This window comes from Aliiroseovarius sp. S253, assembly GCF_049800855.1.
Classification (GTDB): Bacteria; Pseudomonadota; Alphaproteobacteria; order Rhodobacterales; family Rhodobacteraceae; genus Aliiroseovarius.
The window spans coordinates 1,509,704-1,528,494 of the sequence record NZ_JBNAFW010000001.1; the positions used below are offsets into that span (position 1 = coordinate 1,509,704).

Annotated in this window: 15 protein-coding genes; 8 read left to right on the top strand and 7 right to left on the bottom strand. The window is 57.6% G+C overall.

From position 1 onward, the window contains the following. Positions 1 to 33: 33 nt before the first annotated feature. Entirely contained in the window at positions 34 to 807 is a 774-nt protein-coding gene (locus ACP15F_RS07340; protein WP_424940162.1) for a DsbA family protein, read from the bottom strand. 256 nt (positions 808 to 1,063) lie between these two features. Between ACP15F_RS07340 and ACP15F_RS07345 the strand changes: the two genes are divergently transcribed. Together ACP15F_RS07345 and ACP15F_RS07350 are read left to right on the top strand one after the other, a co-directional pair. After that, positions 1,064 to 2,203 (top strand): pyridoxal phosphate-dependent aminotransferase, encoded by a 1,140-nt coding sequence (locus ACP15F_RS07345; RefSeq protein ID WP_424940163.1) that lies wholly within the window; start codon positions 1,064 to 1,066, stop codon positions 2,201 to 2,203. A gap of 324 nt (positions 2,204 to 2,527) precedes the next feature. Next, the gene (locus ACP15F_RS07350) at positions 2,528 to 5,737 is read left to right on the top strand and encodes a Hint domain-containing protein (protein ID WP_424940164.1); all 3,210 of its coding nucleotides are present in this window, start codon (positions 2,528 to 2,530) and stop codon (positions 5,735 to 5,737) included. Between the two features lie 52 nt (positions 5,738 to 5,789). Here ACP15F_RS07350 and ACP15F_RS07355 read toward each other — a convergent pair whose 3' ends face one another. From ACP15F_RS07355 to ACP15F_RS07370, 4 genes are all read right to left on the bottom strand, one after another. Further along, entirely contained in the window at positions 5,790 to 6,242 is a 453-nt protein-coding gene (locus ACP15F_RS07355; RefSeq protein ID WP_424940165.1) for a c-type cytochrome, read from the bottom strand. 107 nt (positions 6,243 to 6,349) lie between these two features. Next, positions 6,350 to 7,105, bottom strand: coding sequence for a gamma-glutamyl-gamma-aminobutyrate hydrolase family protein (locus ACP15F_RS07360; protein ID WP_424940166.1), 756 nt, complete (start codon positions 7,103 to 7,105; stop codon positions 6,350 to 6,352). A 132-nt stretch (positions 7,106 to 7,237) separates the two neighbouring features. Continuing rightward, a complete protein-coding gene (locus ACP15F_RS07365; RefSeq protein WP_424940167.1) occupies positions 7,238 to 7,666 on the bottom strand; it encodes a GlcG/HbpS family heme-binding protein in 429 nt (142 codons plus the stop codon). A gap of 8 nt (positions 7,667 to 7,674) precedes the next feature. Further along, entirely contained in the window at positions 7,675 to 9,777 is a 2,103-nt protein-coding gene (locus ACP15F_RS07370) for a malate synthase G (protein WP_424940168.1), read from the bottom strand. A gap of 192 nt (positions 9,778 to 9,969) precedes the next feature. Here ACP15F_RS07370 and pepN point away from each other — a divergent pair, with 192 nt between their 5' ends. Continuing rightward, positions 9,970 to 12,522 carry an aminopeptidase N gene (gene pepN / locus ACP15F_RS07375; RefSeq protein WP_424940169.1) on the top strand — a complete coding sequence of 851 codons (2,553 nt, stop codon included), beginning with the start codon at positions 9,970 to 9,972 and terminating at the stop codon, positions 12,520 to 12,522. Positions 12,523 to 12,609: 87 nt separating this feature from the next. On the opposite strand, the gene ACP15F_RS07380 is transcribed toward pepN, so the two are convergent. Then, the gene (locus ACP15F_RS07380; RefSeq protein ID WP_424940170.1) at positions 12,610 to 13,206 is read right to left on the bottom strand and encodes a transglycosylase SLT domain-containing protein; all 597 of its coding nucleotides are present in this window, start codon (positions 13,204 to 13,206) and stop codon (positions 12,610 to 12,612) included. 324 nt (positions 13,207 to 13,530) lie between these two features. Here ACP15F_RS07380 and gatB point away from each other — a divergent pair, with 324 nt between their 5' ends. The 5 genes from gatB to ACP15F_RS07405 all read left to right on the top strand — a co-directional run bounded on the left by gatB (position 13,531) and on the right by ACP15F_RS07405 (position 18,477). Further along, positions 13,531 to 15,045: an Asp-tRNA(Asn)/Glu-tRNA(Gln) amidotransferase subunit GatB gene (gatB, locus tag ACP15F_RS07385; protein WP_424940171.1), complete on the top strand. Its 1,515-nt coding sequence runs from the start codon at positions 13,531 to 13,533 to the stop codon at positions 15,043 to 15,045. Between the two features lie 140 nt (positions 15,046 to 15,185). Beyond that, positions 15,186 to 16,070 (top strand): zinc-binding dehydrogenase, encoded by an 885-nt coding sequence (locus ACP15F_RS07390; RefSeq protein WP_424940172.1) that lies wholly within the window; start codon positions 15,186 to 15,188, stop codon positions 16,068 to 16,070. Positions 16,071 to 16,094: 24 nt separating this feature from the next. Continuing rightward, positions 16,095 to 16,226 (top strand): zinc-binding dehydrogenase, encoded by a 132-nt coding sequence (locus ACP15F_RS07395; protein WP_424940958.1) that lies wholly within the window; start codon positions 16,095 to 16,097, stop codon positions 16,224 to 16,226. 72 nt (positions 16,227 to 16,298) lie between these two features. Continuing rightward, positions 16,299 to 17,966, top strand: a complete 1,668-nt coding sequence (locus tag ACP15F_RS07400) for a U32 family peptidase C-terminal domain-containing protein (RefSeq protein WP_424940173.1) — start codon at positions 16,299 to 16,301, stop codon at positions 17,964 to 17,966. Between the two features lie 100 nt (positions 17,967 to 18,066). After that, positions 18,067 to 18,477 (top strand): DUF4177 domain-containing protein, encoded by a 411-nt coding sequence (locus ACP15F_RS07405; RefSeq protein ID WP_424940174.1) that lies wholly within the window; start codon positions 18,067 to 18,069, stop codon positions 18,475 to 18,477. Between the two features lie 10 nt (positions 18,478 to 18,487). Here the strand turns inward: ACP15F_RS07405 and ACP15F_RS07410 are convergent, their stop codons facing one another. After that, positions 18,488 to 18,745 carry a BolA family protein gene (locus ACP15F_RS07410; RefSeq protein WP_424940175.1) on the bottom strand — a complete coding sequence of 86 codons (258 nt, stop codon included), beginning with the start codon at positions 18,743 to 18,745 and terminating at the stop codon, positions 18,488 to 18,490. Between the last annotated feature and the right edge of the window lie 46 nt (positions 18,746 to 18,791).

The following is an 18,791-nucleotide window of genomic DNA, read 5'->3' on the forward strand; positions in this document are numbered from 1 at the left end:
ACTTCTTGTTGTTTGCAACATCTTTGGCGCAGCTTACTGCGCAGCGCGGCCCTGCGATACAATATATTCCATCTGTTCCAGTTCCATGAACCCGCGGGCCATGGTGTCTTTCATCACAAAGGCCGGCGTGCCGGTGATCCCAAGGCGCTTGCCCAGCTCACGGTTCTCTTTCAGGACGCGATCCACCTCGGGCGAGCTCATCCCAGCAGCGATGGCGGCCCCGTCCAGACCAAGATCATCCGCAAGCTCGATCAACCGCTCTTCGGTGACAGCACCGCGAACCGCGATCAGCTCGTCATGCAGTTGCACATAGACCTCTTCCCCGAATTGCTGCTGGGCCGAGATGGCGAACTGCGCCGACATAAGGCTGGCTTCGCTGAGGATCGGAAATTCCTTCAGAATCAAACGGATATTGCCGTCTTTTTCCAAAAGATCGTGCAACACTTCATAAGCTTTTCGGCAGTACCCACACTGATAATCGACGAATTCCACAATGGTGTAATCCCCGTCTGGATTGCCGGCCACATGGGAAAAACCGTCATTGAAGATGGCGTCTGCGTTGACCGTGACCAGATCCTTGTCCTGTTGGACCTGCGCCTCGGCCTGACGTTGCTCGAGGACACCAATGGCCTCCATCAGAACTTCCGGGTTTTCCAGAAGATAGGCCCGTACCTCATCACGGAAAGCATTGCGTTCATCATCCGTCAGGGCATCTAGATCCAAGGCCGAAACCGGAAGGGCTGTGGCCAGACCAATGGCTGCGGTCAAAGTGGCAAGGCGAAGGGCGCGTGGCAAAGCAAATGTCATCGGGGATCGGTGTCCTGTCTGGGCGCCCGGTGGGGCGCGATGAAAATCGGTTGTTTCGGATGTAAGCCAAGATGGCCGCACTGCCAACCGCCGCAAAGCGCCGCACCGGCCAGTCGGTGCAATCTGGCGCATTGACTTCCCCGACAACCGCGGGCAGGCAACGCGGGAAACAATCGGGGCTGCGCCGGTCATTCCTTGGGTCATCCAAACCGGAGGCACGCGTCAGGCATAACGGCAACACCAGAAAGGGCGCAAGATGAAAACATCGGACCGGGGCAATGTTGATCCATTCATCGTGATGGATGTTATGGAAGCCGCCCGTGCGGCCGAAGCATCGGGTCGCCACATCATCCATATGGAGGTCGGTCAGCCTTCGACCCCAGCCCCAGAAAAGGCCCGCGAAGCCCTGACGCAAGCAATGGCGAATGACGCGCTGGGATACACCGTCGCCCTTGGTCTTCCTGCACTTCGTGAAGGCATCGCAAAGCTTTATAAAGATTGGTATAATCTTGACCTGAACCCAGAGCGCGTCGTGGTTACTCCGGGCAGTTCAGGCGCGTTCATTCTGGCCTTCACAGCCCTGTTTAATGCAGGCGACAAAGTCGGTTTGGGCGAACCCGGATATCCGTCCTATCGCCAGATTCTGAAAGCGCTCGATCTGACCCCGGTGGGGCTGTCCACCAAGCCTGAGAACCGACTGCAACCGGTGCCTGCCGATATCCCCGACGGGCTGGCGGGACTGATCACCGCCTCGCCTGCGAACCCCTCTGGCACCATGCTGGATCACGCAGCCCTTCGGGGTCTAATCGACACCTGCAACGCCAAGGGAACCAGCTTTATCGCGGACGAGATCTATCACGGTCTACAATATGATGGGCGTGCGATTTCGGCGCTGGAAGTGTCCGATGACATCTACGTGATCAACAGCTTTTCCAAGTATTTTTCGATGACCGGGTGGCGTGTGGGCTGGATGGTTGTACCCGAGGATCATATCCGCACCATCGAACGGTTAGCCCAGAACATGTTCATCTGCCCGCCCCATGCCAGCCAGATCGCTGCGCTGGCCGCGCTGGACTCTCGTGATGAGCTTGACGCCAACCTGGCCACCTACCGCGCCAATCGACAGTTAATGTTGGACGAACTCCCAAAGGCCGGATTTGACAAGATCGCACCGCCCGACGGTGCCTTCTATATCTATGCCGATGTCAGCGAACACACCGATGACAGCCGTGCCTTCGCCGCCGAGATCCTTGCGAAGGCCGATGTCGCCGTCACTCCCGGCATGGATTTCGATCCGATCCGAGGGCACCAGACCCTACGCTTTTCCTATGCCCGTTCAACCAAGGATATACGCGAGGGCTTAGCCCGTCTGAGTCGCTTCATGTCGCGGCGATAATTCGGAATATCGCGCAAAAATCGATGCGGCACCGCAGGACTTCCACCCTCAGTTTACACCCCTTCAACTATGTGTGAATTTTCGCGCCTTTTTCCCCGTAAACACATAGTTTCCCTTGCCAAATAGCCTTGAAATTGACGCATTTAGATTGTCTTTACCATCTAAGGCTATACGGGGTAGCTGAGGTGTCGAAAGCGAACCGCTTGCAAACGGAAACACGCGCTTTCAGCCAACTTAAAGATGTACGAGTGAGTATCGAGTGTCGGATGGCCATGTTGCCGATTTCAGGCGCTTAACGAGTGAAAAGATCTGGGGTGACTTGAAATGGCAACATTGGACAATGCTGTTTGGCTGACCGGTACAGGTGGAACGGCACAAAACGGCAGCACAACCATCAACGACGGCAGCCTGAGCACTGACGTAACAGCGACCTTCACCGGGAACTGGGATGCGTCTCAGAATGGATATAACAGTTCCGAGTTCGGCGCGGGCTTTATCAGCTCACCCATAACAGCCAGCTACGATTTCTCGCAGCCGGTAGAAAACCTGTCGTTTGACATCAACCACCTAAACAGTAGCGCCGACTACGATGATATGTGGACAATCTACGCCTATGATGAAAACGGCGACTTGATTGACAGCGCGGACATCATTGCATCGCTTAGCGGTATGGACGGTGATGTAGTCTATGCGAACCCCGACGGCTCGGTCACGGTTGAGGGTGAGAACTCGTCCATCAACGATGTAACCTTCAGTTATGGTGGCCAGATATCACAGATCGACCTGGTTTATGCGCCGGGTCCAGATGCTGCGGCGGGTCAGACCGGTACCAGCGGTATTAGCGATTTCACATTTGACATTACCCCTGCACCAGACACTGACACTGATGGTGATGGCGTTCTGGATTCTGTTGATCTTGATATCGACGGCGACGGTATCCTGAACGTTGACGAACAAGTTGAAACAACCTTCAACACCACTTCGGATCAGGTGGACATCAACACATCCGGTGGCTCTTCAACTGACACAATTGACCTGAGTTCATATGGCGTCAGCATCGGAGACACCGTTGATATCTCGAACATTCTTGCGGATGGTGATCTGAACAGCAGTTCAGAAACCTTCGCGCTGAATTTCAACAATGGTGAATACAGTACTGGCAATGTTCAGACCGGCATTCAAAACAACGGTTCGCTCACTGATTTGACCTCTCCTCAGTCGTTCACCGTGACTGTGGTGGATATTGGCGGCGGCGTTCCCGGCTTGATCGTGACTGCCACCACCGACAGCTCGGTTGACCCGCTGAACGGCAACCCTGCCCTGTCCTATACGTTTGACATCGAAGGCACGCAGCTTAGCCACGTTGATTCTGATGGCGACGGCATTCTGGATTACTTAGATCTGGACAGCGACAATGACGGCATCACTGACAATGTCGAAGCTCAGACCTCGGCCGGTTATGTTGCGCCCACCGGCATCGACAGCGATGGCGATGGTGTGGATGATGCATATGACGCCACCCCCACAACAGGCGCTGCTGGGTCGAACGGCCTAAGCCCGGTCGACACAGACAACGACGGCACTGCCGATTATCTGGACACAGACAGTGACAATGACGGCCTCAGCGATGCCTACGAAGCCGGACACGGCGTAGACCAAGCAACCATTGACGCGTCTGGTGACTCGGATGGCGATGGTATTATGGATGCCGTGGACGACGTTGTTGGCTGGGACGTGAATGACGCGGATGTAGACGGGTCCGGCAATCTGACGCTGGCTGATACCGATGGAGACGCGGGCACAGGTGGCGACTTTGACTACCGTGATGATACCGGCAACGACTTTATTGTTGAAGGCACTGCCGGTGACGACGTAATCAATGCGTCCTACTCGGGTGACCCGGATGGCGACTTTGTCGACAACAATGACGCGGCTGATGGTTCACATGATGATGTTATTCTGGCAGGCGCTGGCGATGACCACGTTTATGGTGGGTCGGGCAACGACACCATTGACGGCGGAACTGGCAACGACACGATTTACGGGGACGGCCATGCGTCGACCGGCACAGGTGGGACCACCACGGTCGGTCTAAACTATACGGTCATCAATCTTGGCACGTTCGCTGACCTTGACCCGAACGAGGGCGATGGCGGCCAGACTGACAACGCCTCTGATTTGTTGGGCACCTATGGCGGACCAGGCGAGGAGCTTTATAACGAGCTTCAGTCCATGACCGCAGCCGATCCGAATGGTGACGGTATTCTTGATGACAACGACGGTGGCAACACGGCCGAAGCGTTTACCATCGATGGCGTTACTTACTATTTGGACTCGACCTCGGTTTATAACGCTACGGTCACATTTACCGACGGTACCACTGGTACATTTACGGCAGTCGTCTTCCAGACCCAGACTGGCGAAGTGTTCATGGCACCCGAATTCTCGGACAACGCTGACAACACATTGCTGACCAGCAAGTCGATTGAATCGATTTCGTTGGATTCTATTTTTGAAAGCAATGCTGGCCTCTTTGCCGAGCGTGTGGACGCCGATTATCAGGTGCCGGACGACACAGTTGGCGGTGACGATGTCATCGATGGCGGTGCTGGCGACGACACCATCTATGGCGGCGCAGGAAGTGACACCCTGACCGGTGGCGAAGGCGCGGACGAGCTGTACGGTGGCGAAGGCGACGATACGATTAATTTCGGCGTCAACGATACCGCCGAAGGTGGTCTTGGCTCAGACACCTTTATTCTTGATCCCGCCGAGGCGACAGGCGGTCCAGGTGTCGTCATCAACATTGATGGCAACGAAGACCCGGACGACTCGGATATCGACACGCTGTATCTGAACGGTTTGGCGACGCATGACGACATTGTGTATGATCCCAACGACCCGGAAAGTGGCACAGTTACGCTGTCCGACGGCACGGTCATCAACTTCACAAACATCGAAAATGTCATCATCTGCTTCACGACCGGCAGCCTGATCCTGACCGATCGCGGTGAACGCCCTGTTGAAGACCTGAAAGTAGGCGACATGGTGGTGACGCGCGACCACGGGCTTCAACCCATTCGTTGGATCGGCGAGAAAGCCACCAAAGGACACGGGAAACTTGCACCCGTTCGGGTCAAGAAGGGTACGTTTGGCAATCACAGCGACCTGATCGTCTCTCCGCAACACCGCATGGTGTACGAGGGTCCTCAGGCCAATCTGCTGTTTGCCCAGCCAGAGGTAATGATCCCGGCTGTTCACCTGCTAAAAAGTGGCTGTGCGACTCAAACCAAAGCGGATCAGGTCACCTATTTCCACATCATGTTTGACCAGCACGAAGTCATCTTCGCCAACGGCGCCGCGACCGAAAGCTTCCACCCAGGTCATCAGGGCCTGAGCGCCATTGATGACGGGGCACGTACGGAGCTGTTCTCTTTGTTCCCAGAACTGCGCAGCGGTCCGCGCCAGTACGGCGATACGGCACGAATGGTTCTGAAAGGCTATGAAGCCCGCGTGTTGGATCTGACACGCTAAATTCAGCCAATTTATCATTACAAGGGCCCCACAGGTTGGGGCCCTTTTGCATTCAGAGGATCCCGTTCGCGCGTTGAACCGCGCGCAGGTATTTCACAATTTCACCGATCTCTGCGCGGGTTATACCCTCGACCGGGGGCATATTTCCGAATGTCCAATGGTGTGCACGTACACCCAGTTCAGCGGCTCGGAAGAATGCAGCATCCCCATGATGCGACGGTTCATAGATCTTGTGGATAAGCGGCGGGCCCGAGCCCTCCAGTCCACCAGCTGACGGCCCATGGCAGGCCGCACATTTCGCTTCGAATGCGCGGGCGCCGAGTGCAAGGTCATTTTCCAGCTCAGGAATTGTCACCTGAACCATTTCTGTTGGCTTACCGTTCAGCTGTGCCCCTCCAACTATCAGAGGAGCGTCCGGTACATTGTCTGAAGAGCCAAAGCTCAACCACCCCGCCACTGCGATTCCCGCAAGCGCCGCCACGCCAAAGAAATATGCTGGCTTCATCGCGCGCCCTTCCCTTTCCAATTGTCCTGTGGATCAGCGATACGGGTTCCAGCAGGGGGAAGGTCAACGCCGAACAGGCACAAACCTGTTGGGTCACATGGATGTGATCACGTGGGGGAGCGCGCCGCCCAAGTCCGCACCGCATCCCCAAATGCCGTGAACAACACGCGCGACACCGGATCTTCGGCAGCGCGGTATTCCGGGTGCCATTGTACTGACAGTGTAAAGCCCGGCGCGTCCTTGATCACGATGGCCTCGGGCGTGCCGTCATCGGCGTGACCTTCAATAATCACGCGTGGGCCAGAGGTCTTGATCCCCTGCCCGTGCAGCGTGTTTGTCCGCACCGTTTCGCCCAGAAGACCGCTGAACACACCGCCCTTGTCGAAATGCACATCGTGGCGGATCGCGAACTTCTCTTCAATCGTCCCATCCGGCGGCATTCGGTGGTTCATCCGGCCCGGCAGTTCTCGGATTTCGGGGTAAAGCGAGCCGCCCATTGCGACGTTCACCTCTTGAAAGCCCCGACATATCCCGAAAAAGGGCTGCCCACGATCGACGCAAGCGCGGATCAGAGGAAGAGTGATGGCGTCGCGGCAACGATCAAACTCACCATGCGCTTCGGTTTCATCCTCGCCGTATTCTTCGGGGTGCACATTTGGCCGACCGCCGGTGAACAGGAACCCATCACAGGTTTCCAGTAGCTCGTCGACCGTGACAAAACGCGGATCGGTCGGAACGATCAGGGGCAGACAGCCCGAAACCTGAGACACGGCCTCGGAGTTCATCGTGCCGCCCGCATGGGTCGGATAATTGTCATTCAACAGATAGGAATTGCCGATGATGCCAACGATTGGGCGTCTCATGTCTGCTCCGAACTATGGGGCGCACTTGGCACGATCCAAATGCACAAAACTACGTTCCCCATGACGTAAAGCAGCGCAAGGAGAAGTTCAAACCCCTTGCGCTGCGTCTGGACTGACTGTGATCTCAAGTGATCAGCCGTCGGCGGACAGCCCGACGGCTTTGATCCCAGCTGACCCGGCTTCAAGATCGTTCTCTGACGTGTCGCCGGTAACGCCTACGGCCCCGATCACGTCGCCCGAGTCATTGCGCACCAAAATGCCTCCCGGCACCGGCACCAGCTTGCCGTCATAGGCAGCCCCGGCCGCAGCAATGAAATAGGCCTGCGCCTCGGCGCGGTCGCGTTGTGCGGTGCCGCCGATCCCCAGCATGACCGAGCCATAGGCCTTGCCGCGCGCAATGTCGAACCGGCCGGGAGGCGCCCCGTCCGCACGCTCGAACGCCAGCACATGCCCGCCAGCGTCAACGACGACCACAGACAACGGCTTCATGCCGTTTTCGCGCCCATAGGCCATCGTGTCGTGAATGATGACGCGGGCGGCATCCAAAGTGATACGGTTCATATCTTCCCTCAAGCCTTTGATTTCTTTTCCAGACGGCGTGCATGCAGCACAGGTTCAGTATAGCCTGACGGCTGCACACGTCCCTTGAACACAAGGTCGCAGGCGGCTTGAAAGGCTACACCATCATAGCCGGGCGCCATCGGCTGATAGCTGGGGTCATCCGCATTCTGCCCGTCAACTTTCACGGCCATCTTGCGCAGAGCAGCCATGACCTCGTCCTCCGAGACCACACCGTGATGCAGCCAGTTCGCCAGCGCTTGCGAGGATATCCGGCAGGTCGCGCGGTCCTCCATCAGGCCAACGTCGTGAATGTCAGGCACCTTCGAACAGCCAACGCCAGCATCGACCCAGCGCACGACATACCCAAGGATGCCTTGGGCGTTGTTTTCAATCTCTTCACGGATCTCATCTTCGGACCAGTTAACGCCTGCGGCGACCGGGATCGTCAGAAGATCTTCAAGCGTGCCACGCGCGCCGCCCTCAAGCAGTTCGTCCTGACGAGCCAGCACATCCACTTGGTGATAATGCGTCGCATGCAGGGTCGCCGCTGTGGGGCTAGGCACCCATGCGCAGGTCGCACCGGACATGGGGTGGCCGATTTTCTGATCCAGCATATCTGCCATCCGATCAGGCGCGGCCCACATGCCTTTACCAATTTGCGCCCGGCCCTTCAGGCCACAGACCAGACCGATATCCACGTTGCGATCCTCGTATGAGGCAATCCACGCGGCGTTTTTCATCTCGCCCTTGCGGATCATTGGCCCCGCTTCCATCGAGGTGTGGATTTCATCCCCTGTGCGGTCAAGGAAACCTGTATTGATGAACGCCACGCGGTGTTTCGCGGCGCGGATGCATTCCTTCAGGTTCACCGAGGTGCGGCGTTCTTCATCCATGATGCCCAGCTTCACGGTGTGACGCGGCAGGCCCAACAGCTCTTCGACCCGGCCAAAGATTTCATCTGCAAAGGCGACCTCTTCCGGTCCGTGCATCTTGGGCTTCACAACGTAAACCGATCCGGTGACCGAGTTTCCGCTCTCACGTTTCAGATCGTGCATGGCACAGAGCGTCGTAACCACGGCATCCATCAGCCCTTCGGGCACTTCCGAGCCATCGGGTAGCAGGATCGCCGGGTTGGTCATCAGATGCCCCACATTGCGCACCAGCATCAGGGCGCGGCCTTTCAACGTGACCTCGCCTTCCGGACCGTCAAATGTCAGGTCGTCGTTCAGTGCACGGGTGTGGGTTTTGCCGCCCTTCGTGACGTCTTCGGTGAGCGACCCGTTCATCAGCCCCAGCCAGTTGCTATAAGCCAACACCTTGTCGTCAGCATCCACGGCAGCGACACTGTCTTCGCAATCCATGATGGCCGACATCGCGCTTTCCAGCCGAACGTCTGACAGTCCCAATGGATCCGAAGCACCGATTTCGGTCGTGTCATCAAACTCAAGAACGACCTTCAAGCCATTGTTTTCATAATAGAACAGATTCTCACGGCTACCCAAAAACTGACCGGGATTTGCCAAGGCAGGCGGCGTGTTCCCGATGCGAATAGCTTCGGCCCAGCTGCCATCTGCCAACGGCAGAACGCCATCCAAGAAGCTTTTCGCCGCTGCGATCACGCGGGCACCGCGAGCCGGGTTATAGCCCTTCCCTTCGGGCAGATCGCCCAAAGCATCGGTGCCATAAAGAGCGTCATAAAGGCTGCCCCAACGGGCATTGGCCGCGTTCAGCGCGTAGCGCGCATTCATAATCGGCACCACAAGCTGCGGACCAGGGATCAGGGCAATCTCGGGGTCGGTGTTTTCGGTCTCGATCGCGAAGTCCGGCCCCTCGGGTACCAAGTAGCCGATCTCTTCCAGAAAGGCGCGATAAGCAGCGGCGTCGTGGGGCTGGCCCGCACGGGCTTTGTGCCAGTCGTCCAGCTGGCGCTGGAGCTGCGTGCGTTTCTCAAGCAGAGCGCGGTTCCTTGGGGCCAGATCGTTCAGGATCTGCGCAAAGCCCTTCCAGAAATCGTCATAACGCAGCGCCGTTCCTGCCAGCGCGCGTGTTTCCAGAAAGCGGCCCAGTTCGCGATGAACCTGAAGCCCTGACCGTTCGATATAGTCGCTCATGTCGAAACCCTTCGTATACCTCTGCATGCACCTAAGAGTTTCCGATACGAAACCGATGCGCAAGTGGGTTTATTTTGACCTCGGTTAAGAATGACTTATCTGAAACACGAAGGGCTGACGCGTAGACGGGCTTGCAGCTCTGCTACCGCGCGCCTAGGTTTCGGGTCTGGACTCATGCCTGAAGGATTTCTTATGAAAGACGCAGCCCCCCAACCGATCTATCTGGCCGATTATACGCCCCCTGCTTATCTGATCGACGGGGTCGAGCTGGACTTTCAACTACACCCCACCGCCACGCGGGTGATCTCAAGAATCCGGTTCACCCCGAACGCGGCCGCCACCTGCAAAGATTTTTTCTTGCACGGCGAGGGACTTACCCTAATCCGCGCATCTGTTGACGGACGCGACATCACCCCCGAACTTGTCGATGGCGGCCTGAAAGCGGATGTGCCCGACGCGCCCTTCCTGTGGGAGGCCGAGGTCGAAATCAGCCCAGAAGCCAACACCGCCTTGGAAGGGCTTTATATGTCGAACGGCATGTACTGCACCCAGTGCGAGGCCGAGGGCTTCCGCCGCATCACCTATTACCCGGACCGGCCCGACGTGATGGCCCCCTTCAAGGTGCGCATCGACGGGGACGAGCCTGTGATGCTGTCTAACGGCAACCCGGTCGCCTCGGGCGATGGTTGGGCCGAATGGGACGATCCGTGGCCCAAACCCGCCTATCTGTTTGCACTGGTCGCAGGCGATCTTGTGGCCCGCGACGACAGCTTCACCACCATGTCCGGCAAGGAGGTGGACCTGAAACTGTGGGTCCGCCCGGGTGACGAGGGCAAGACGGCGTTTGGGATGCAGGCGCTGAAGGACTCGATGAAGTGGGACGAAGAGGTCTATGGCCGCGAGTATGATCTGGACATCTTCCAGATCGTCGCCGTGTCCGATTTCAACATGGGCGCGATGGAGAACAAGGGGCTGAACATCTTCAACACCTCGGCTGTTCTGGCATCGCCCGAAACCTCGACGGATGCGAATTTCGAACGGATCGAGGCGATCATTGCCCACGAATACTTCCACAACTGGACCGGCAACCGCATCACCTGTCGCGACTGGTTCCAGCTGAGCTTGAAGGAAGGTCTGACCGTGTTCCGCGACCAGCAGTTCTCGGGCGATATGCGGTCGGAAGCCGTGTGTCGGATCAATGATGTGTCCGCTTTGCGCGGGCGCCAGTTCCGCGAAGACAACGGCCCGCTGGCTCACCAAGTACAGCCCGACAGCTTTGTCGAAATCAACAATTTCTACACGGCCACGATCTATGAAAAAGGGGCCGAGCTAATCCGCATGATGAAGGTGCTGGTCGGCGATACGGCTTACGACGAAGCGCTGGACCTCTATTTCAAACGCCACGATGGCGAGGCCGCGACGATTGAAGATTGGGTTAAAGTCTTTGAAGACAGCACCGGACGCGATCTGACGCAGTTCCGCCGCTGGTACAAACAGGCGGGCACGCCGCGCGTTGCCGTATCGGAAGATTGGACCGATGGCACCTATACGTTGACGTTCAAACAGTCGACGCCCCCCACCCCCGGTCAGGACGAGAAACTGCCGCAGCACATCCCGCTGGCCGTGGGGCTTCTGGGCCCCAATGGCGACGAGGTACAGCCGACTCAGATCCTTGAAATGACCGAGGCAGAGCAGAGCTTCACCTTCGAAGGGCTGGCGGCGAAACCCGTACCCTCGATCCTGCGCCATTTCTCGGCCCCGGTGATCCTGGAACGGGACAGCACCGCGCAGGAACGTGCCTTCCTGTTGGCCCATGACACGGACCCGTTCAACAAATGGGAAGCCGGCCGGACGCTGGCAAAGGACGTGCTGGTGGCCCTAATCACCGGCGAAGACGCGCCGTTGGAGGATTACCTGCAAGCCATCGCCGTGATGCTGCGTGACGACAGTCTGGACCCGGCCTTCCGCGCGCTGACGTTGGGACTGCCCAGTCAGGACGATCTGGCGCAGACCTTGTTTGACGCGGGCGTCACCCCGGATCCGATGAAAATCTATCGCGCCCAACAGACGCTGTGGCAGGCGATGGCAGAACATCTGCAAGACTTGCTGCCCCGCCTGATGGCCGAGATGGAGGTGACTGAACCGTTCGAACCCAATGCCGAACAAGCGGGCAAACGGGCGCTGGGGCTTGGCTTGTTGAACCTTTTGAACCGTCTTGATGGCGGTGCGGCGGCACAGGCGCTTTACGATCGGGCCGACAACATGACCTTACAGCTCGGAGCCCTAGGGTATCTGCTACAAGCGCAAAAGGGGGAGGCCGCGCTAGACGATTTCCGCAAGCGCTTTGAAGGTGACGAACTGGTGATGGACAAATGGTTCTCGATGCAGATCTATCATGCCGCGCCGGAAGACGTCGTATCCGTGACCGAAAAACTGACCAAAGACAGCGCGTTCAATTGGAAGAATCCCAATCGCTTCCGTGCGGTTTTTGGGGCGTTGATGACAAATCCGGCTGGGTTCCATATCGCTTCGGGCGAAGGATATAAGCTGTTTGCGGACTGGCTGATCAAACTGGACCCGGTGAACCCGCAAATTGCAGCCCGGTTGTCATCTGGCTTTGAAACTTGGCGGCGCTATGACGTCGACCGACAAGCGATGATGAAAGCCCAGATCGAACGGATACTGGCGAGTGAGGGCCTTAGCCGCGACAGTCAGGAAATGCTGGGACGCATTTTGAACGGGTAGACGAATAAGAAAAGGGCGGGAAAGCATTCCCGCCCTTTCTATTTCGATCGGCCCCCAGGACCCGTCTTTGGAGTATTCGATCCGGGTTTAGCCGGTGGTGCAATAGTTCTGCTCGCGCACCCATTCGCGCATTTGCTCGCGTTTGCGTTTGGAATGGAACGGGCCCCAATCGGCAGCCACGCCCTTCATCCCGCGCGAGACGACGTTGTCACGCGGCACGGTCACCGACATGATACGCACGGCACAGCTGAGGTTCAGCTCTCCGTTTTTCAGCGCTTCGCCCGAGCGTGCTTCGCAGCCATAGCCGCGGGCCGTGGCGGGCAGGATCTGAACCAACCCGTACCATTTGCCGCCACCGCCCACTGCGGTCTGGCGCCAGGTGCTTTCATAGAAAGACAGGGATGACAAAAGGCCTGCCCAGAAGGCATTGCGTCCTGCAGTGTCCTGATTTTCATAGTTCGGGCACCAATCGGCAATGTCTGCCGGTACGCTTTGAGACAAAGCGGTGCCGTGATTTTCCAACGCAGCGATGGTTGCATCGGTCCAGGCTTTCGCCTGCGGCTTCTCATCCCACTGCATGGTCAGTACTGGCTGACGCGCAGCGCGCGTCCCAAAAAAGTCCTCGGCCAGAGCAGCGTCCGACAGCATCACCGTCGCCACAAGGCCCATCATTATCCGTTTCATTTTCCCACCTACATCGGTTTTAAACGATCCTTAGCGTTCGATCCGAGGGCAAATAAGACTGTTGCTTGCGTATTGCAACCCCTTAATTGCGGCACTGCAGCATTAAGCCGATATTTGCTGACATTCCTTATTTGCAAGGCTGATATGCATTCGCGAAAACTCTAGCACAAAATTTCAACCCTGAAGTTAGCCAAGCAGTTGCTGCATCGCAGCATTTTCTGAAGGCTGCGCAAAGATGGTGTTCAGCTTGGCGGCCTGCCCTCTTGCCCCTTCCCGTCACCTCAACTAGAACCTCGACAAGTTTTGATACTTGGGAAAACACACATGCTTGATCATCTCGCCTATGAAAGCCCGCAGCCGAAAGTGATTGCAGGGGCGAAGGACGACTGGGAACTGGTCATTGGGATGGAAATCCACGCTCAGGTCAGCTCGAACGCGAAGCTGTTTTCGGGCGCGTCGACCAAGTTCGGGGCCGAGCCGAATTCGAACGTGGCCTTCGTGGACAGCGCCATGCCGGGCATGCTGCCTGTGATCAATGAATTCTGCGTAGAGCAAGCCGTACGCACAGGGCTGGGCCTGAACGCCGAAATCAACCTGTTCTCGGCTTTCGACCGCAAGAACTATTTCTACCCGGATCTGCCGCAGGGCTATCAGATTTCGCAGCTCTATCACCCCATTGTGGGCGAAGGCGAAGTGATTGTGGATATGGGCCCAGGTATCGCCCGCAAGGTGCGCATTGAGCGTATTCACCTTGAACAGGATGCTGGCAAGTCCGTGCATGACATGGATCCGAACATGTCCTTCGTGGACCTGAACCGCACCGGCGTCGCACTGATGGAAATCGTGTCACGCCCTGACATTCGTGGCCCTGAGGAAGCCGCCGCCTATGTCACCAAGATGCGCCAGTTGCTCCGCTATCTGGGTACTTGTGACGGCAACATGCAGAACGGCAATATGCGCGCAGACGTGAACGTCTCGGTTTGTCGTCCGGGCCAGTACGAGAAGTACATGGAAACACAAGATTTCGGCCATCTGGGCACGCGATGCGAGATCAAGAACATGAACTCGATGCGCTTCATTCAAGCCGCGATTGACTATGAGGCAAAGCGCCAGATCGCCATTCTGGAAGACGGTGGCGAAGTCGTGCAGGAAACCCGCCTGTATGATGCGGATAAGAACGAGACACGCTCGATGCGGTCTAAGGAAGAAGCGCATGACTATCGTTACTTCCCCTGCCCCGATCTGCTGCCACTGGAGATCGAACAAAGCTGGGTCGACGACATCGCCAAGACTCTGCCCGAGCTGCCAGACCAGAAAAAAGCGCGCTTCGTGACCGAATTCGGTCTGTCCGAATATGACGCCGATGTTCTGACCGCCGAAGCCGAAAACGCCGCTTTCTTCGAGGAAGTGGCCGACGGCAATGACGGCAAGCTGGCCGCCAACTGGGTGATCAACGAGCTGTTTGGTCGTCTGAAGAAAGAAGACCACTCGATCAAAGAAAGCCCGGTCAGCCCCGCGCAGCTGGGCGGCATTATCGGCCTGATCGCCAAAGGAGACATCTCGGGCAAGATCGCCAAGGATCTGTTTGAAATCGTCTACACCGAGGGCGGCGACCCGGCCGAGATCGTGGAAGCGCGCGGCATGAAACAGGTCACCGACACTGGCGCCATCGAAGCCGCTGTGGACGAAGTGATCGCGGCCAACCCTGCACAGGTCGAAAAAGCCAAAGAGAACCCGAAACTGGTCGGGTTCTTCGTTGGTCAGGTAATGAAAGCCACGGGTGGCAAGGCCAACCCGAAGGCAGTGAACGAGCTGGTGACGGCCAAGCTGGGTCTCTAACCCACATCACATGTAGAATTGGAAGCCGGGCCGCATCGTGGTCCGGCTTTTTTCGTGCGCGACACGTGCAGGTCGCATTCGCACTAGTGCACGTCTGTCAGACCGGACACTCTTAACCAGAATCAAAAGCGGAGCGTGATATGGCGAACGATGCAATGACGGGCGTGATCCTGACCGGACATGGCGACTATGACCAACTGTCCTATCGGACCGATCTGCCCATTCCGACCCCCAGCCCCGGCGAAGTGCAAATCCGCGTCGGCGCGGCGGGGGTAAACAACACCGATGTGAACACGCGACTGGCGTGGTACTCCAAGGGCGACAGCGATGCTGAAGACGCCAGTTGGAGCGGCAAAGCCCTGTCCCTGCCCCTGATCCAGGGGGCGGATGTCTGTGGTCATATTACAGCCGTTGGGGAAGGCGTCGACCCCGCGCGGATCGGGGAACGCGTCTTGATCGAGCCCTGCCTGCGCGCGCCGGAAGCCCCGTTCAGCGATGCCATGTATTTCGGGTCCGAATGCAATGGCGGGTTCGCGCAATACGCCACAGTCGCGGCACGCCACGCCCATGCCATTGACAGTCCGCTAACCGATCTCGAACTTGCATCCTTCCCCTGTTCGTACTCGACCTCGGAGAACATGCTGACCCGCGCCCGTGTTGGCGAAGGAGACCGTGTGCTGGTCACGGGGGCATCTGGCGGGGTCGGATCCGCCACCGTTCAGCTGGCACGGGCCCGTGGGGCCGAGGTAGTTGCCCTGACCAGCCCGGCCAAGATCCCCTTGCTGGAAGAGCTCGGCGCGGCGAAAGCTTTGGACCGCAGTGCCGATCTGGTAGCTGAGCTTGGCCGTGACAGCATCGACGTTGTGATCGACCTTGTCGCCGGTCCCGGCTGGCCCGCTCTGCTAGACGTGATGCGCCGCGGTGGACGCTATGCCGTAGCCGGTGCCATCGGCGGGGCGGAAGTTCCGCTGGATGTGCGCACGCTCTATCTGAAGGACCTGAGCTTCTTCGGCTGTACTGTGTAGGAGCCGGACGTCTTCCCAAACCTGATCAAGCGCATCGAAAGCGGCGCGATCCGCCCTCTGGTCGCCGAGACTTATCCGCTGGACCAGATCGTTGACGCGCAGAAGAGCTTTGTCAGCAAGGGTCATATGGGCAAGATTGTTCTGGATATCCCCTGATCTTGGGCACTGGAAATGTGCGCGCGTGACTGTTAGAAGCGCGCCACATCCACAAAACGCGAACGGATCAACATGTCACAGCGACGCTCGGAACTTTTGATGCCTGCGGGCAATCTGCGGAAATTGAAAATGGCCGTGCTTTACGGCGCGGACGCGGTCTATCTGGGTACGCCCGATATGTCTTTGCGCACCAAGTCTCAGTTTTCTTTGGAAGACGTGATCGAGGGGGTAGAGTTCTGCCACGCCCATGGTCGTCGCGCCTATCTGACACTGAATTTATTCAGCCATAACAAAGACATCCCAAAGCTGGCCGAGTACATTGAAACTGTGCGCAAAGTGAAGCCAGACGGGTTGATCATCGCCGATCCCGGCGTGTTTCAGTACGTTCGCACCCACGCGCCTGAACTTCCGTTGCACATCTCGACACAGGCCAATGTTTGCTCGTGGTTGTCGGTGAAATTCTGGGAAGATCAAGGCGCGGAACTGGTCGTTCTGGCACGCGAAGTCTCGTACCCCGAACTGGTCGAAATCCGCGAGCATTGCCCTGATGTTAAGCTTGAGGCCTTCGTACACGGTGCCATGTGCATGACCTATTCCGGTCGCTGCCTGCTGTCCAATTTCATGGCCGAGCGCGGCGCGAACCAAGGCAACTGCGCGAACTCTTGCCGCTGGAATTATGGCGTGCGGATGCGCCTGAAGGATGGGACGATCGAAGATCTGAACATCACCGAAGACAATGCGGACATGTTTGAGTTTCTGCTGGAAGAAGGCTGCCGCCCCGGTGAGTTCATGCCGATCGAGGAAGACGGTCGTGGATCCTACATCCTGAACTCGCGCGATCTGTGCATCATGCCGAAGCTGGATGAATACCTGAAAATCGGCGTCGACAGTCTGAAGGTCGAAGGCCGCGGCAAGTCTGAATACTACTGTGCCATCGTCGCCCGCGCCTATCGGATGGCCATCGACGACTACTACGAAGATCCCGAAAACTGGGATCCGAAGCCCTATATGCGCGAGCTTGAGGCCGTCGGGAACCGGGGCTACACGCTGGCATTCCACGAGGGTCGCCTGACCAACTATGCGCATGACTATGAACACACCGCCTCGCTGGCCCAGTGGGAATATGCGGGCGTTGTAACCGATGTGACCGAGGATGCATTCCTGGTCGAGGTCAAGAACAAGCTGGAAGCTGGTGAGGTGCTTGAATTCATCTCGCCCATCGCGCGCGAGACGGTTCTTCTGCGGATGTACGAGTTCGAGGACTTCCATAAAGGTGACATCAAAGAGGTCGTCCATGGCAGCACCAAGACCACGATCCGCGTGCCCTTCGCGCTGTTCGATCACGAAGATCTGGACGATCTGAAAGCCCGCTTCCCGGCATTCACCGTATTGCGCAAGGAAAAGGCGCTGACGGACGAACAATGGAAACGCATCCGCTTTGACAAGCTGACGCAAGGTCTTGAAATGTCGGGGAAAGAGAACACCAAGGCCTATGAGAAGCGCCGTGACGATCTGGCGGATGCCATTGCTGAAGACGGACGCGAAACCCGCTTGAAAACCAACCGCGTTGGTACCGATGGCTGCTGTGGCAAGGGCTGTAACGGTTGCCTAATCTTCTGGCAGGGTGATGAATATGCCCGCGCTCGTGAGGTGCTGTTGAAGCGTAAGCAAGGCGAGCAATTAACGCGCGCCGAGGCTGCGGCCTTGAAGCAAGACACGCCCCCACGCTTGGTGGGCTAATCCACCGGGGCAATCCGCCAACGGCGCCAACTCCCTCTTGGCCCACAGGTCGAAAACCGTCTATACGGCGATGAGCCGGAGAAATTGAAAAGGTCAGCCCATGTCGAGTTACGAATACCAGGTGATCCCTGCCCCGCGCAAAGGCAAGAAATCCCGAGGCGTAAAAGGGTCCGAAGCCCGCTTTGCCCTTGCGATGCAGGAAGCGTTGAACGAAGCTGGCGCTGAAGGCTGGGAGTATCTGCGCACCGACACGCTGCCCAGTGAAGAGCGTTCCGGTCTAACCGGCCGCACCACCGTCTATCAAAACATGCTGGTATTTCGCAGGCAGATCGCTGACCTATCGGACGAACAGACAGCGGATGCTGATTTCGCGGCCGTGACGGCTTTGGCCGACGCGACCCCCTCCGACGCTGATGCCGCCGAGGAACATTTTGCGCCCAGCCTGCCTTCAGCCACGGATGCAAACGAAGCCGGCGACGCGGCCCCCAGCATCGAACGCGACGAGCGTTAAGCCAGGCAGATTACCCGGAAATATCAAGCGCTAGGGCGTGGATCTCGGACACCAGATCCGCGCCCAGTGCTTTGTGCACAGCGCGATGACGCGCGATCCGGGACATGTCGGCGAAACTTGGCGCACGGATAATTACGCGGAAATGGCTTTCCCCGCCCTCTTGAAAGCCAGCATGGCCGCGATGCTGTTCACTTTCGTCAATGACTTCAAGATATTCCGGAGAAAACGTGTCGGACAGCGCCTGATGAATTCGTGTCGATCTGTTCATTTCTTCGCAGTTCCCTCTTCAATCCCGGTGAAAAAGCACTAAACTC

Excerpts from the sequence above, each read along its gene's own strand:
- ACP15F_RS07340 (WP_424940162.1), bottom strand. The coding sequence starts at position 807 with ATGACATTTGCTTTGCCACGCGCCCTTCGCCTTGCCACTTTGACCGCA.
- ACP15F_RS07345 (WP_424940163.1), top strand. The coding sequence starts at position 1,064 with ATGAAAACATCGGACCGGGGCAATGTTGATCCATTCATCGTGATGGAT.
- ACP15F_RS07350 (WP_424940164.1), top strand. The coding sequence starts at position 2,528 with ATGGCAACATTGGACAATGCTGTTTGGCTGACCGGTACAGGTGGAACG.
- ACP15F_RS07355 (WP_424940165.1), bottom strand. The coding sequence starts at position 6,242 with ATGAAGCCAGCATATTTCTTTGGCGTGGCGGCGCTTGCGGGAATCGCA.
- ACP15F_RS07360 (WP_424940166.1), bottom strand. The coding sequence starts at position 7,105 with ATGAGACGCCCAATCGTTGGCATCATCGGCAATTCCTATCTGTTGAAT.
- ACP15F_RS07365 (WP_424940167.1), bottom strand. The coding sequence starts at position 7,666 with ATGAACCGTATCACTTTGGATGCCGCCCGCGTCATCATTCACGACACG.
- ACP15F_RS07370 (WP_424940168.1), bottom strand. The coding sequence starts at position 9,777 with ATGAGCGACTATATCGAACGGTCAGGGCTTCAGGTTCATCGCGAACTG.
- pepN (WP_424940169.1), top strand. The coding sequence starts at position 9,970 with ATGAAAGACGCAGCCCCCCAACCGATCTATCTGGCCGATTATACGCCC.
- ACP15F_RS07380 (WP_424940170.1), bottom strand. The coding sequence starts at position 13,206 with ATGAAACGGATAATGATGGGCCTTGTGGCGACGGTGATGCTGTCGGAC.
- gatB (WP_424940171.1), top strand. The coding sequence starts at position 13,531 with ATGCTTGATCATCTCGCCTATGAAAGCCCGCAGCCGAAAGTGATTGCA.
- ACP15F_RS07390 (WP_424940172.1), top strand. The coding sequence starts at position 15,186 with ATGGCGAACGATGCAATGACGGGCGTGATCCTGACCGGACATGGCGAC.
- ACP15F_RS07400 (WP_424940173.1), top strand. The coding sequence starts at position 16,299 with ATGTCACAGCGACGCTCGGAACTTTTGATGCCTGCGGGCAATCTGCGG.
- ACP15F_RS07405 (WP_424940174.1), top strand. The coding sequence starts at position 18,067 with ATGTCGAGTTACGAATACCAGGTGATCCCTGCCCCGCGCAAAGGCAAG.
- ACP15F_RS07410 (WP_424940175.1), bottom strand. The coding sequence starts at position 18,745 with ATGAACAGATCGACACGAATTCATCAGGCGCTGTCCGACACGTTTTCT.